The sequence below is a fragment of the Ensifer sp. Root278 genome, from assembly GCF_001429285.1.
GTDB lineage: Bacteria > Pseudomonadota > Alphaproteobacteria > Rhizobiales > Rhizobiaceae > Ensifer.
Genome location: NZ_LMJJ01000023.1, coordinates 467,205 through 481,880, shown reverse-complemented (window position 1 = coordinate 481,880; position 14,676 = coordinate 467,205). Strand labels below are relative to the sequence as shown.

12 protein-coding genes are annotated in these 14,676 nt (G+C 62.1%); 6 read left to right on the top strand and 6 right to left on the bottom strand.

Annotation, left to right across the window (positions count from 1 at the left end):
• Positions 1-176 precede the first annotated feature (176 nt).
• Genes holA through leuS form a run of 3 tightly spaced genes read right to left on the bottom strand, consistent with a single transcriptional unit; the run spans position 177 to position 4,371 of the window.
• Positions 177-1,211 carry a DNA polymerase III subunit delta gene (holA, locus tag ASE60_RS18630; protein WP_057252013.1) on the bottom strand — a complete coding sequence of 345 codons (1,035 nt, stop codon included), beginning with the start codon at positions 1,209-1,211 and terminating at the stop codon, positions 177-179.
• Positions 1,212-1,223: 12 nt separating this feature from the next.
• Positions 1,224-1,757, bottom strand: coding sequence for an LPS assembly lipoprotein LptE (gene lptE / locus ASE60_RS18625; protein WP_057252012.1), 534 nt, complete (start codon positions 1,755-1,757; stop codon positions 1,224-1,226).
• Positions 1,744-4,371, bottom strand: a complete 2,628-nt coding sequence (gene leuS, locus ASE60_RS18620) for a leucine--tRNA ligase (protein WP_057252011.1) — start codon at positions 4,369-4,371, stop codon at positions 1,744-1,746. Before leuS ends, lptE begins: the two co-directional genes overlap by 14 nt.
• A 224-nt stretch (positions 4,372-4,595) precedes the next feature.
• On the opposite strand from leuS, the gene ASE60_RS18615 reads away from it, so the two are divergent.
• The gene (locus ASE60_RS18615) at positions 4,596-5,255 is read left to right on the top strand and encodes a YggS family pyridoxal phosphate-dependent enzyme (protein WP_057252010.1); all 660 of its coding nucleotides are present in this window, start codon (positions 4,596-4,598) and stop codon (positions 5,253-5,255) included.
• A 111-nt stretch (positions 5,256-5,366) separates the two neighbouring features.
• Positions 5,367-7,274: an AMP-binding protein gene (locus ASE60_RS18610; protein WP_057252009.1), complete on the top strand. Its 1,908-nt coding sequence runs from the start codon at positions 5,367-5,369 to the stop codon at positions 7,272-7,274.
• A 45-nt stretch (positions 7,275-7,319) separates the two neighbouring features.
• On the opposite strand, the gene ASE60_RS18605 is transcribed toward ASE60_RS18610, so the two are convergent.
• The gene (locus ASE60_RS18605) at positions 7,320-8,186 is read right to left on the bottom strand and encodes a LysR substrate-binding domain-containing protein (protein WP_082615922.1); all 867 of its coding nucleotides are present in this window, start codon (positions 8,184-8,186) and stop codon (positions 7,320-7,322) included.
• Positions 8,187-8,327: 141 nt separating this feature from the next.
• On the opposite strand from ASE60_RS18605, the gene ASE60_RS18600 reads away from it, so the two are divergent.
• On the top strand, positions 8,328-8,714 hold the full coding sequence (locus ASE60_RS18600) for an ectoine synthase (RefSeq protein ID WP_057252007.1): 387 nt from the start codon (positions 8,328-8,330) through the stop codon (positions 8,712-8,714).
• Between the two features lie 74 nt (positions 8,715-8,788).
• Here the strand turns inward: ASE60_RS18600 and ASE60_RS18595 are convergent, their stop codons facing one another.
• Positions 8,789-9,490 carry a DUF1013 domain-containing protein gene (locus ASE60_RS18595; RefSeq protein ID WP_043624204.1) on the bottom strand — a complete coding sequence of 234 codons (702 nt, stop codon included), beginning with the start codon at positions 9,488-9,490 and terminating at the stop codon, positions 8,789-8,791.
• A 227-nt stretch (positions 9,491-9,717) separates the two neighbouring features.
• On the opposite strand from ASE60_RS18595, the gene acs reads away from it, so the two are divergent.
• Positions 9,718-11,667: an acetate--CoA ligase gene (acs, locus tag ASE60_RS18590; protein WP_057252006.1), complete on the top strand. Its 1,950-nt coding sequence runs from the start codon at positions 9,718-9,720 to the stop codon at positions 11,665-11,667.
• A gap of 171 nt (positions 11,668-11,838) precedes the next feature.
• Here the strand turns inward: acs and ASE60_RS18585 are convergent, their stop codons facing one another.
• Positions 11,839-12,039 carry a DUF1674 domain-containing protein gene (locus tag ASE60_RS18585; protein WP_057252005.1) on the bottom strand — a complete coding sequence of 67 codons (201 nt, stop codon included), beginning with the start codon at positions 12,037-12,039 and terminating at the stop codon, positions 11,839-11,841.
• A 124-nt stretch (positions 12,040-12,163) separates the two neighbouring features.
• Here ASE60_RS18585 and htpX point away from each other — a divergent pair, with 124 nt between their 5' ends.
• Positions 12,164-13,123 carry a zinc metalloprotease HtpX gene (htpX, locus tag ASE60_RS18580; RefSeq protein ID WP_057252004.1) on the top strand — a complete coding sequence of 320 codons (960 nt, stop codon included), beginning with the start codon at positions 12,164-12,166 and terminating at the stop codon, positions 13,121-13,123.
• Entirely contained in the window at positions 13,123-14,535 is a 1,413-nt protein-coding gene (locus tag ASE60_RS18575; protein ID WP_057252003.1) for an RsmB/NOP family class I SAM-dependent RNA methyltransferase, read from the top strand. The genes htpX and ASE60_RS18575 overlap by 1 nt, the downstream gene beginning before the upstream one ends.
• The last annotated feature ends 141 nt before the right edge of the window (positions 14,536-14,676 follow it).

Here is a 14,676-nt window from a genome sequence, read left to right as displayed (position 1 = left end):
CAAACAAGGGCGCGCGCCTTAATATATTGATTTCTCTAATCTTTCTGCGCGAATGGACCAGATTCAAAGGGATCGCCTCCAAGGACGTGGATCCATGCGTGTAAAGAGGCAATTCCAGCTAGGAAATGAAGGAAGCAAGCGACCTCAGCCGGCTGAATTCCCCTGGGCCGAACGCATCAACGCCGTGCGGATTGCACCGCGATCGCCATGAGGTTCTGCAAGACCAGGCTTTCTTCGAGGCTGGCGCGGCTGCGGCTTTGGAAGATGGTTGTCTGCAGGCGATTGAGTTCACGGCGTATCGCCGGCGCCGTCCATTGCTTCAGCGCGGCCTCGACGATCGGTTTGCGTCGGAAATGCAGACCACGCCCGAGCGTCGCAATCACTTGCCCTGCCTGTTGACGACTGGCGTCCATTTCGGCGCGCATCACGTCGAGCTGCTGGAACTGTCGCAGACAGGCCTGCAGTACCAGAAACGCCGGGGTCTTCGAGGTCGTGATCTTTTGCATCGCGTGCAGCAGGCCATCGAGATCGCCCTTGAGCACCGCATCGACCGCGTCATCGACGGAAATGGCGCTGGCATCGCCGACGATGTCGAGCACGTCCTCCTCGTCCACGGCCGTCTTCCCACGGCAGTAAAGGGCGAGCTTGCGCAGCTCGTTGCGTGACGCCAGACGGTCGCCGCCGAGAGCGTCCACCAGGCGCGCACGGGCGGCCGGCGTGATTCCCAGCTTCTCGTCGCCAAGTTCCTTATCAATCAAGGCCTGCAGGCCGCGAACGTCATCACTGTAGCAGGCGATACAGGCAACAGAGCGGGCCGTCTCGCCGATCTTGCGAAGGGCGGCACCCTTCTTCAGGTCACCGGCCTCGACGATCACAGAGCTGCCTGAGGGCGGCTCGGCCGCCAAAAGCTGCATCGCGTCGACGAGTGACTTCTCGTTGGCTGCTCCCCGCACCCAGATGAGCTTCTCACCGCCAAACAGGCCGATGGAATTGACCTCGTCCAGCAGCCGGCCGGGCGATTGCGCCAGCTCGCTGACATCGAGCTTCAGGACGGAAAAGGGATCATCCAGTGGCACGCCGCAGCGCGCGGCGAGTGCGGACGCACGCTCGGATACGAGCCCGCGATCGGGCCCGTAGAGAATGAACAGCCGGTAGACCCCGACGGACTTCTGGAGGAAGGAGTCGAATTCGTGCGACTTGACTTCGCTCATCCCGACACCGGACTAGCGACTGAGGGCCGCGGCAACATCAGCCCGGATCAGCTCGGCCAATTCCTTTGCGGCGCGGTTTTCGCCATCGCGCACGGCGCGCACCTTGGCAAATTCCTGGACGGAGAAGTCGACAAGCGCGACCGCCGTGCGGTTGCCAGACTTGATCGTCTCGCCCGTTCCGATCTTCGTCAGGTTGTAGTCCGCCTTGACGACGATGCGTCCGGCGCTTGCCCGATCCACGCGGTCCTTGTTCTGATCATAGAGCACGCCCATGGCGCGGCTCGTGACGTCCAGCGACAGGTGATATTGCGGGTTTACCGGTTCGCCCTGCCCGCCCGCCACAAGGAAGATCAGCGCGTTGCGGACTTCCTGTTCGACGCGCTCGTCGGCATCGGAGATCTCGATCGCCGCCAGCGCCGTCGACGTACCGACAGGATCGGAGTAGAGCGGCCTGACCTGGCAGCCGGCGAGCGCGGTCAGCAAAAGAACACCTGCCAGCACCGGAAACGACCGGATACGGGAGCCAGCTCTATCAGACAACGACATTGACGATCCTCTGGGGCACGACGATGATTTTCTTGGGGCTGCTGCCGTTGAGCGCGGACTTGACGGCATCGAGCGCCAGGACGGCGCTTTCGATCGCACTCTGATCCGCATCGCGGGCGATTGTCAAATCGGCGCGCTTCTTGCCGTTGATCTGCACGGGAAGGGTAATTTCGTTCTCGACAACCAGCGCAGGATTGAACGTCGGCCAGCCGCGCTCCGCGATCAGCCCCCCGCCGCCGATTTCGCGCCAGCATTCCTCGGCGAGGTGCGGCGTCATCGGTGCAATCAGGCTGACCAGGATCGTCGTGGCGTCCTTTACAGCGCTCGCGAGCGCTGCGTCCGCCTTGCCGGCGGCAACCTGTGTCAGCGGTGCGGCAAGCGTGTTCACGAGCTCATAGATCCGCGCCACGGCCTTGTTGAAGGCCAGCTTGTCATAATCCGCCTCGACCGCGCGCAGCGTCTTGTGCGCGGCCTGAGAAACGGCAAGGGCCTCGCCTTCAAGCGCCGGTACGGCTTCGATCCCGCGCAGCTTTTCGGCCGCCTCGCTGATCAAGCGCCATACGCGCTGGACGAAGCGATGTGATCCTTCGACACCGGCTTCGGACCAGATGACGTCACGATCCGGCGGCGAATCGGAGAGAACGAAGAAGCGCGCGGTATCGGCGCCATAGGAAGCGATGATGTCGTCGGGATCGACGACGTTCTTCTTCGACTTCGACATCTTCTCGATCGAGCCGATGGCGATTTCCTCGCCGGTCTCGAGCAGCACGGCGCGGCGGCGTCCGTCGATTTCCTCGATGCGGATCTCGGCCGGGGTCACCCATTCGCGCTGGGCACCCTCGCCGCGGCTATAGGTTTCGTGCACGACCATGCCCTGGGTGAAGAGACCCTTGAACGGCTCGTCGAGCGCGACATGACCGGTCGCCTTCATCGCGCGGGTGAAGAAGCGCGAGTAGAGCAGGTGCAGGATCGCGTGCTCGATGCCGCCGATATATTGATCCACCGGCAGCCAATGGTTGGCGACCTTGGGGTCGGTCGGATTGTCTTCCCACGGCGCGGTGAAGCGGGTGAAGTACCAGGACGAATCGACGAAGGTGTCCATCGTGTCCGTCTCGCGCCGGGCATCCTTGCCGCAATGCGGGCAGGCAACGTGGCGCCAGGTCGGGTGACGGTCGAGCGGATTGCCCGGCTTGTCGAAGGTGACGTCCGGCGGCAGAATGACCGGCAGGTCGGCCTTCGGAACCGGCACGACACCGCAGTCATCACAATGGATGACGGGGATCGGGCAGCCCCAATAGCGCTGACGCGAAATGCCCCAGTCGCGCAGGCGGAAGTTCACCTTGCGCTCGGCGCTCGGCGCGCCGTCGAGCGTTTCCTGCTCGAGCTTCGAGGCGACTGTCTCAAATGCCTCTTCCGTCGACAGGCCGTCGAGGAAGCGCGAGTTGATCATCACGCCGTCGCCGATATAGGCCTCGTCGCCGATGGCGAAGGTTGCGGCATCGCCGTCCTTCGGCATAACGACCGGAACAACCGGCAGGTCGTATTTGCGGGCGAAGTCGAGGTCGCGCTGGTCACCGGAGGGGCAGCCGAAGATGGCGCCCGTGCCGTAGTCCATCAGTACGAAATTTGCGACATAAACAGGCAGTTCCCAGCTCGGATCGAGCGGGTGCTTGGCGCGAATGCCGGTATCGATGCCCTTCTTTTCTGCCGTTTCCAGCGCGGCGAGCGAGGTGCCGGCGCGGCGGCACTCCTCGCAGAAGGCATCGACTTCCGGATTGGTCGCCGCCGCCTGCCTAGCCAGCGGATGGTCGGCAGCGATCGCCAGGAAGGAAGCGCCGAAGAGCGTGTCCGGACGGGTCGTGTAGACGGTCAGCTCGGTCGCGTCACCGGCGGTGCCTTCGACCAGCTCCCAACGCAGCGACAGGCCTTCGGAGCGACCGATCCAGTTCTTCTGCATCAGGCGCACCTTCTCGGGCCACTGATCCAGCGTGTCCAGCGCGTCGAGCAGTTCCTGGCTGAAGTCGGTGATGCGGAAGAACCACTGCGTCAGTTCGCGCTGTTCGACCAGCGCGCCCGAGCGCCAGCCGCGGCCGTCGATCACCTGCTCGTTGGCGAGCACGGTGTTGTCGACCGGGTCCCAGTTGACCTTGGACTGCTTGCGGTAAACGAGGCCCTTTTCCAGGAAGTCCAGGAACAGATGCTGCTGGCGCTGGTAGTAGGCGGGGTCACAGGTCGCGAATTCGCGGTTCCAGTCGAGCGACAGGCCCATGACCTTAAGCTGCGCCTTCATCGAAGCGATGTTCTGGTAGGTCCAGCTCGCTGGATGCACACCACGCTCCATGGCGGCGTTCTCGGCCGGCATGCCGAAGGCGTCCCAGCCCATCGGGTGCAGCACGTTGAAGCCGCGGGCACGCTTGTACCGCGCCACCACGTCACCCATGGTGTAGTTGCGCACGTGGCCCATATGGATGCGGCCCGACGGATAGGGGAACATCTCTAGCACGTAGTACTTTTCGCGCGGATCGTCGTTCTCGGTCTGGAAGACCTCGTTCTTTTCCCATTCCTGCTGCCAACGGGGCTCGGCATCACGCGGATTGTATCGTTCGCTAGACATGTCTTTTCGATGTTCCGGAAGTTCTGCGGCGCATAGGGCGCGCCTCATGATAGTTGGGGTGACCTTCACCACGAAACCGTCTGACGGTCAAGTTTTTGAAGGGTTTGCCGCGACACTTTGGCGGATTTGCGCCCGTCATGAGGGTGGCGGTCTTGGCAAGCCGATCAACTTTGCCTAATCCGCTCGGTGAGTGGTTTGAGAAATCCGTTTCGGAGAAAAGGTCCATGGAAGTCCAAGAGCGATTGCAGGATGTCGTGAGCCGGATTCAGGCGGCAGAGAAGTCTGCTCATCGCGCCAAGGGTGCAGCCACGCTGGTCGCCGTGTCCAAAACCTTCGACGCCGATGCAATCCGGCTGGTGATTTCCGCAGGCCAGCGGGTCTTCGGAGAGAACCGGGTTCAGGAAGCGCAAGGCAAGTGGCCGGTGCTGAAGGCTGAAACGCCCAGCCTCGAACTGCACCTGATCGGCCCGCTGCAGTCGAACAAGGCGGCTGAGGCAGTCGCCCTTTTCGACGTCATCGAGACGGTCGATCGTGAGAAGATTGCCCGCGCGCTCTCCGCAGAGATGCAGAAGCAGGGCCGGAACCTCAGGCTCTACGTTCAGGTCAACACCGGGCTGGAGCCGCAGAAGGCCGGCATCCCACCGGAGGAGACGGTCGCTTTTGTCGATCTCTGCCGCCAGGAGCTGGGTCTGCAGATAGAGGGGCTGATGTGCATTCCGCCGGTCGAGGAAAATCCCGGCCCGCATTTCGCCCTGCTCGCCAAGCTGGCCGCCGCCTGCAAGCTCGAGAAGCTGTCGATGGGCATGTCCGGCGATTTCGAGACGGCGGTGCAGTTCGGCGCCACCAGCGTCCGTGTCGGTTCGGCCATTTTCGGCGCGCGATAACGCCATTTCGCCGCATTACGCTTTCGTCGGGGTTCCCCTGCCCACCCATTAGCCTATCCTTGTGCACGAGGAGGCCGGACATGTCCGGCAAATGCATAGGGAGGAACGGAAATGGCGAGTCGCTATTCCGAAGTGTACGCCGCCTGGAAGGCGGATCCGCAAGGCTTCTGGTCCGGTGCTGCCGACGCCATCGACTGGTACGAGCGTCCGCAGCGTGCATTCGATGCTGCGGCGGGGACCTACGGGCACTGGTATGCCGGTGGCTCGACGAACACCTGCTACAATTGTCTCGACCGTCATGTCGAAGCGGGGCGTGGCGAGCAGGTCGCCTTTATCTATGACAGTCCGGTCACCGGGCGGGTCGAGCGCATCTCCTATGCGGCATTGCTTGCCGATGTGGCGGCATTGGCTGCCGTCTATCGGAAGCTCGGTGTTGGCAAGGGTGATCGCATCATCATCTACATGCCGATGATCCCACAGGCGGCGGTTGCCATGCTGGCCGCCGCCCGGATCGGCGCCGTGCATTCCGTGGTCTTCGGCGGTTTTGCCGCCAACGAACTGGCGGTGCGCATCGACGATTGCCAGGCGAAGCTCGTGGTTTCCGCAAGCTGCGGCATCGAACCCGGTCGAACCGTCGCCTATAAGCCGCTGCTCGACGCGGCGCTGGAGATCGCGACCCACAAGCCGGCGCATTGCCTCGTCTTCCAACGGGAAATGGCGGAAGCGGAGATGATGGAGGGGCGCGACATTGATTTCGCATCGGCGCTGGCCTCCGCGAAGCAGGCGGGTGAAGAGGTCGGATGCACACCCGTCGCCTCCACCGATCCGCTTTATGTGCTTTATACGTCGGGCACGACCGGCCAGCCCAAGGGCGTGGTGCGCGACAATGGCGGCCACATGGTTGCGCTCAAATGGTCCATGGAGAACTTCTTCGGCGTCCAGCCGGGAGAGGTATTCTGGGCCGCCTCCGATATCGGCTGGGTCGTCGGCCACTCCTATATCGTCTATGGCCCGCTCCTCAACGGCAGCACCTCGATCCTCTTCGAGGGCAAGCCGGTCGGCACGCCTGACCCCGGAACCTATTGGCGGATCATTGCCGAGCATGGCGTCGTGGTGATGTTCACGGCGCCGACCGCTCTGCGCGCGATCCGCAAGGACGATCCCGACGCGTCCTATGTCGGCCGCTATGACCTGTCGCGCTTCCGCGCGTTGTTCCTTGCCGGTGAGCGGGCGGATCCGGATACGATCCGCTGGGCGGAGAAAGCGCTTGGGGTGCCTGTTATCGACCACTGGTGGCAGACGGAGACCGGTTGGCCCGTGGCCGGCAATCCCATGGGCCTCGGCCTGCTGCCGGTCAAGTACGGTTCTCCGGCGGTCCCACTGCCGGGGTATGATGTCCAGATTCTCGACGATGCCGGACATCCGGTCGGCCCGGGCACGCTCGGCAATGTCGTCGTAAAACTGCCGCTGCCGCCCGGCTGTCTGCCGACGCTCTGGAATGCCGACCATCGTTTCCGCGCGGCCTATCTCGAAGAATTCCCCGGTTACTACAAGACCGCCGATGCCGGCTATCTCGACGAGGATGGTTACATCTTCATCATGGCGCGCACCGACGACATCATCAACGTCGCCGGTCACCGCCTCTCGACCGGGGCAATGGAGGAAGTCTGCGCCAGCCATCCTGATGTCGCCGAATGCGCTGTGATCGGGATAGCCGATGATTTGAAGGGTCAGGTGCCAGCGGGCTTCCTCGTCATCAATTCCAATGTTTCCCGTGAAACGTCGGAGATCGAACGCGAAGTAATCAGCCTCGTGCGCGAGCGCATCGGGCCGGTGGCGGCCTTCCGCCTGGCGATTTGCGTCAAGCGACTACCGAAGACGCGGTCGGGCAAGATCCTGCGGGCGACGATCCAGAAGATTGCCGATCGCCAACCCTGGAAAATGCCGGCGACGATCGACGATCCGGTTATCCTGGACGAGATCACGTTGGCGCTGCATGGCCGGGGAATCGGCATCTAGCGACTTCCTGAGCCGGCTTATAATGTGAGCGCCACTGCGCTTGCATCAAGACCTGACGACGGTCGCGAACCAGTCGCTGAAGATTGACACTGCCTTTGAGCGCGCGGTCTTGGTGATGAGAAAATAGCTCTCGTCTTCGAGAGTGGCGATGTCGGAGAGGATCACGAGGTCGCTACTTTCGATTTCGCGCCGGAAGACCTCGACCGGACAAAGGGCCACGCCATGGCCGGCGATGACGGCCGTGGCGAGAAGGTTGAAGTCCTGGAAGATGGGGCCTCGCAGGCTTTGTCCCGTCGTCACCCCTGCCCTGGCGAACCAATCGCGCCAGCGCGAGGTTGTCTCGTCGTGCAGCAGATCGGCGGAAGCGATCGCCTGCACTGCCCTCAACTCACCTTTCCGTTCGATGTAACGGGGGCTCGCAACTGGCCGATTGATTCGCGAAAACAGCCGGTCTGACCGCGTCCCTTCGCTCGTATCGGCGCCGAGAGTGATGAGGATATCACAGCCGGTTTCGCGCAATTGCTGTTCGGCCATGGCGTAGACGACCTTGACGTCGACCTCGGGATGACGGCCGAGAAATTCACCGAGTGCCGGTATCAGCCAGCGGGTGGCGATCGAGGGAATACAGGCGACGCTCACTTGCGCCTTGGCATTCAGCCGCAGCAACTCGGTTTCCGCGGCGATGCGCTCGAATGCCGAGGTCAGCGCTGCTGCCAGGCTCTCGGCTTCCGCCGCCAGCCGCACACCACGTTTCTCCCGCACGAACAGCGGCCGGCCGAACCACTCCTCCAGCAGCCGGATCTGGTGGCTGACGGCCGCATGCGTCACGTGCAGTTCGTCGCCGGCACGGGAGAAACTTGCCAAACGCGCCGCGGCTTCGAAGGCGCGCAGCATGCCAAGTGGTGGCATCATCATCTGTAAATTTTCCTCATCAATCCCTTGAGGAATCGTCGTTTGATTGGGTGCCGCTGTCAACGGATACTGGGACTATCCCGGTAGCGGGTCGGAATCCTCACCCGAAAACATTAGAAATCCTTACAGATGGAGAGAGCCATGTTCGTGCGCAGCCTGCAGCAGATCGAAGCAACCGATCATTTCGTCGAATGGGGCAGCGGCACCAGTCATCGGCTGCTTACCGAGAAGGATGGCATGGGCTTCACCGTCTGCCACACCGTGGTGCGCGCCGGCACGGTGTCTCTGCTCGAGTACCGCAATCATCTGGAGGCCTGCTACTGCATCGCCGGCCACGGCGAGGTCGAGGACATGCAGGGCAAGATCTTCCCGATCAACAAGGGCGACATCTACGTGCTGGACCAGCACGACAAACACTATCTGCGCGGCGGCAAGGGCGAGGATCTGATCCTCGTCAGCATCTTCAATCCGCCGCTTAAAGGGACCGAGCGCCACAACCTCAACGATCCATCCGGTTCGGCTTACTGAACACATATTGAACGCTGGCCAACAAAAAAGCCCGGATCGACGATCCGGGCTTTTTTCATCGAGCTGGACGGCGATCAATAGTGATCGTCTTCGTCCTCGTCCTTGCGGTCCGACTTCAGCGACTTGAGCTTGGCGAAGACGGCATCGGCGTCGATTTCCTTCTCTTCCTCACGCTCGTAGCTGAAGCCCAGCTTTTCGGTCTCCTGAGCCGATTCCAGCGTCTGGCCGAGTTCGGCAGCTGTCGGCAGCGGGCGGCCCTTGGAGGCGCGTTCGACTTCGAGGTCGAGGTCGATCTGCGAGCAGAGGCCGAGGGTCACCGGATCCATCGGCGTCAAGTTGGCGGAGTTCCAGTGGGTGCGCTCGCGGATCTGTTCGATCGTCGACTTGGTCGTGCCGACGAGGCGCGAAATCTGCGCGTCCTTCAACTCGGGATGGTTGCGAACGAGCCAGAGAATGGCGTTGGGGCGATCCTGGCGCTTGGAAACCGGGGTGTACCGCGGACCTTTACGCTTCGAGTCGGGAACGCGGACCTTCGGCTCGGAAAGCTTCAGCTTGTGGTTGGGGTTTCCTTCTGCGCGAGCGATCTCGTCACGCGAAAGCTGGCCCGTGGCAATCGGGTCGAGGCCCTTGATGCCCTGCGCGGATTCACCGTCGGCGATCGCCTTTACTTCAAGCGGGTGCAGCTTGCAAAACTGCGCGATCTGGTCGAAGGACAGCGCGGTATTGTCAACGAGCCAGACGGCTGTTGCCTTGGGCATAAGCAGTTGCTGAGCCATGGATATAGTCCTTTTGTCCGCCGCGCCGGTGTCGCGGGCCGTGGAGTCTACCACTGATTTCCGGGAAATGTGGGCCTCTATACCGTCCTTGTCTCAAAATTGCAATTCTTCAGTTCCAAATGTCCTTTTGTCTAATTGCGGCGGGCATTTGACCTGCTATGTATGTCCGCGAAACGGGCTGGCCCTGGGAGTGGCGAGCCGCACTAGGAATGCGTAGGGAGGAAAATATGTCCGCCAAAATCTATCCGGTGTTGAAGTCTGCCAAGAGCCGGACGCTGCTCGACAATGCCACTTACCTGAAGTGGTATGAGGAGAGTGTTTCGGACCCGGCAAAGTTCTGGGGCAAACACGGCAAACGGATCGATTGGTTCAAGCCCTACACCAAGGTCAAGAACACCTCCTTCAAGGGCAAGGTTTCGATCAAGTGGTATGAAGACGGCCTCACCAACGTCTCCTACAACTGTATCGACCGCCACCTGAAGACGCATGGCGAGAAGACGGCGATTATCTGGGAAGGTGACAACCCCTATATCGACAAGAAGATCACCTACAACCAGCTCTACGAGCAGGTTTGTCGCCTCGCCAACGTGCTGAAGAAGCATGGCGTCAAGAAGGGCGACCGCGTCACCATCTACATGCCGATGATCCCGGAAGCGGCCTATGCGATGCTCGCCTGCGCCCGCATCGGTGCGATCCATTCGGTCGTCTTTGGCGGCTTCTCGCCGGACGCGCTTGCCGGCCGTATCGTCGACTGCGAATCCACCTTCGTCATCACCTGCGATGAGGGCGTGCGCGGCGGCAAGCCGGTACCGCTCAAGGAAAACACCGACACGGCGATCGACATCGCGGCCAAGCAGCATGTCATCGTCAACAAGGTGCTCGTGGTCCGCCGCACCGGCGGCAAGACCGCCTGGGCGCCGGGTCGCGACCTCTGGTATCACCAGGAAATCGCGACTGTGAAGCCGCATTGCGAGCCGGCGAAGATGAAGGCGGAAGATCCGTTGTTCATCCTCTATACCTCGGGTTCGACCGGCAAGCCGAAGGGCGTGCTGCACACGACCGGCGGTTACCTCGTCTATGCGTCGATGACGCATGAATATGTCTTCGACTACCGCGACGGCGAAGTCTACTGGTGCACGGCCGACGTCGGCTGGGTCACCGGCCACTCCTATATCGTCTACGGCCCGCTGGCGAATGCGGCGACGACCGTAATGTTCGAAGGTGTCCCGAATTTCCCGGATGCCGGGCGCTTCTGGGAAGTGGTCGAAAAGCACAAGGTCAACGTCTTCTACACGGCGCCGACGGCGATCCGCTCGCTGATGGGTGCCGGTGACGACTTCGTCAAGCGCTCGTCGCGCTCGTCGCTCCGCCTGCTCGGCTCGGTCGGCGAGCCGATCAACCCGGAAGCCTGGGAGTGGTACTACAACGTCGTCGGCGAGCAGAAGTCGCCGATCGTCGATACCTGGTGGCAGACGGAGACCGGTGGCATCCTGATCACGCCGCTGCCGGGCGCAACCGATCTGAAGCCCGGTTCCGCCACCCGGCCGTTCTTCGGCGTGCAGCCGCAGCTGGTCGACAATGAAGGAAACGTACTTGAGGGTGCTGCTGACGGCAACCTCTGCATCACCGACAGCTGGCCCGGCCAGATGCGCACGATCTACGGCGACCACGCGCGCTTCGGCCAGACCTACTTCGCCACCTACAAGGGCAAGTATTTCACCGGTGACGGCTGCCGTCGCGATGAGGACGGCTATTACTGGATCACCGGTCGCGTCGACGACGTTCTCAATGTTTCCGGCCACCGTCTCGGAACGGCAGAAGTCGAATCGGCGCTGGTATCGCATCACCTCGTCTCGGAAGCGGCAGTTGTCGGCTATCCGCATCCGATCAAGGGCCAGGGCATCTACTGCTATGTTTCGCTGATGGCCGGCGAAATCGGCAATGACGATCTTCGCGCTGCTTTGGTGAAGCACGTCCGTTCGGAAATCGGACCGATCGCCACGCCGGACAAGATCCAGTTCGCACCGGGCCTGCCGAAGACCCGCTCTGGCAAGATCATGCGACGCATCCTGCGCAAGATCGCCGAAGACGATTTCGGCGCGCTCGGCGATACTTCGACGCTCGCCGATCCGGCCGTCGTCGACGACCTCATCGCCAATCGTCAGAACAAGGCCTGATCTCTTGCGGCCGCTACGAGCCCACTGGGTGTGTAGCGGCCGTTTCGACTGAAACAAATAAGGTTTGCACGTGATTTGCGGTGTCGCTGCACGCAGTGCTCTGCACCTGTGGCGATTTAGTGAGCCGGATTCAGTTCGCAGCTAAGGGGCCGGCGGCTTGCCGCCTCAAGCTTAGAAGTCGATCGCCCGACCCTTGATCTCCCAGTCGCCGTAGCGGGCAGGATCTTCACCGCCGCGTCCGCCGATCTCTGGTGGCAATTCCTTCTTCTCTTCCGCCTGACGCCGCTCTTCGGCTTCCTTCAGCGCGCGCATGGCTGCGGGCGGCAGTGGCCGTTTCGGGCGATCGGGAGCGTTGTCATTGTCGTTCTGCATCTGAACGGTATCCGGATTCGAGCATCAATATTGAAGAACGGGGCATTTGCACCCATCATATAGGATGCCGTTCACACAACGGGAACCCTGATTCACGTGAAACATCGACGATCCGGAGACTTAGATGAACCTTGTCCGCACCGCCATGCTGCTTGCAGTCATGACCGCCCTGTTCATGGCGGTGGGCTTCGTCATCGGCGGACGCGGCGGCATGATGATCGCCTTCGTCATGGCCGCGGGCATGAACTTCTTCTCGTACTGGAACTCCGACAAGATGGTGCTGCGCATATATCGCGCCCAGGAAGTCGATGAGCGCAGTGCGCCGGAGTACTACGGCATCGTGCGTGACCTTGCCCGGAATGCCGGTCTGCCGATGCCGCGCGTCTATGTGATCGACAGCCCCCAGCCGAATGCCTTCGCCACCGGTCGCAATCCCGAAAATGCCGCGGTTGCCGCCTCCACCGGCCTGCTGCATGCGCTGAACTATGATGAAGTGGCGGGCGTCATGGCGCACGAACTGGCGCACGTGCAGAACCGTGATACGCTCACGATGACGCTGACGGCGACGCTTGCCGGCGCGATCTCGATGCTCGGCAACTTTGCCTTCTTCTTCGGCGGCAACCGTGAAAACAACAATCCGCTCGGTTTCATCGGCACGCTGGTCGCCATGATCGTGGCGCCGATGGCGGCGATGCTGGTGCAGATGGCGATCAGCCGTACCCGTGAATACTCGGCTGACCGGCGCGGCGCCGAGATCTGCGGCAAGCCCATGGCGCTGGCCTCGGCGCTGCAGAAGATTGCCGGTGCGGCGCAGCAGATTCACAATGACGACGCCGAACGCAATCCGGCGACGGCGCATATGTTCATCATCAACCCGCTCTCCGGCGAGCGGATGGACAACCTGTTCTCGACCCATCCGAACACCGAAAACCGGATTGCGGCCCTGCAGCAGATGGCCCAGGAAATGTCTTCGGTCTCGACGCCGCCGGTTCGGGCTGATAATCCGGTGCGCAAATCGCGCTCTGTACCCTCTACCGGTTGGGGTCGCGGTGGTTCCGAACCACCCAAAGGTCCCTGGTCCTGATGTCCGCAGATAACAAGAACGATTCACCCCCGAAACGATCGCACCGAAACGGCGCCGCAGCGAAATCGAAAAAAGCCGCCGATTCGCCTCGCGGCCCGGAAAAACCGGGGCTGAAAGCACGTCAGGCCGCCGCCAAGATTCTCGGCGCGGTGATCGACCGCAAGACGTCGCTCGACGGCATGCTCGACAGCGAGCACGGCAATCCGGCCTATCGCGAACTCAGTGAGGCCGACCGTGCTCTGGTGCGGGCGATCCTGAACTCAGGGCTTCGCCATCTCCCGCGCATCCAGGCCGCCATCAATTCGCTGCTGCAGACGCCTTTGCCGGAGGGCGCGCGCGCGCTTGATCATGTGCTTGCCGTCGCGACAGCGCAGATCCTCTATCTCGATGTGCCTGATCATTCGGCCGTCGACCTCGCCGTCGAGCAGGCGCAGGCGGATCCCCGCAATCGGCGTTTCGCCAATCTCGTGAATGCTGTTCTTCGGCGCCTGTCACGTGAAAAGGATGCCCTTCTCGAAGGTATGCGTGATGTCCCGGCGATGCCAGATTGGTTCTTCGAGCGCCTGGTCGCCCGCTATGGCGCTGGGCCAGCGCAACAGATCGCAGATGCGCAGCTGACGCCGGCGGCAATCGATTTGTCGGTCAAGTCTGAACCCGCAGCTTGGGCCGAGCGTCTTGGTGGCATCGTCTTGCCGACAGGTTCGGTCCGTCTCGGCGCATTCTCTGGCTCCATCCCTTCCTTAGCCGGATTCGACGATGGCGCCTGGTGGGTTCAGGATGCTGCAGCGTCGATACCGGCGCGGCTGTTCGGCGACCTCAGCGGCAAGCGGGTCGTCGATCTCTGTGCCGCGCCGGGCGGCAAGACCGCACAGCTCATCCTTGCCGGCGCCGAAGTGACGGCGCTTGATCAGTCCGGCAGCCGTCTGCGTCGGCTGAAGGGCAATCTGAAGCGGCTTGGCCTGGAGGCGGAGACGAAGGAAGTCAACATGGCCGACTTCCAGCCGGAAACGCTATTCGATGCGGCCCTGCTCGATGCACCCTGCTCTTCCACCGGCACGACACGTCGTCACCCCGACGTGCTGTGGACCAAGGGGCCGGAGGATATCGCAAAGCTCGCCGCCTTGCAGGAGCGGCTGCTCCGCCATGCGCTCACCGTCGTCAAGCCCGGCGGTGTCGTCGTCTTTTCCAATTGCTCTCTCGATCCGCTCGAAGGCGAAGAGGTTGTTGAGCGAGTTGTTGGTTCCAGTGCTCATTATGAGCGGGTTGCGATTTCGGCTGCGGACTGGCCGGGGCTGGAGGACGCAATCACGCCGCTCGGCGAAATGCGCACCACGCCGGCGATGTTCCCGCTCGACGCGCCCTTTGCCAGTGGTCTCGACGGCTTCTACGCGGCGGTGATTCGCCGCAAATAGCTGCGCCAACCGAAGTTGTGTCGGGCAAAACAGGGCTCAAGGCCCTGTTTTGCCGCGTCATTTGACGCTTTGGCGCCAGAGGCCTATCAAAGATGACAGGATTGATAAAAGTTTAACGGTCTCTCTGGCACCATGCGGCGG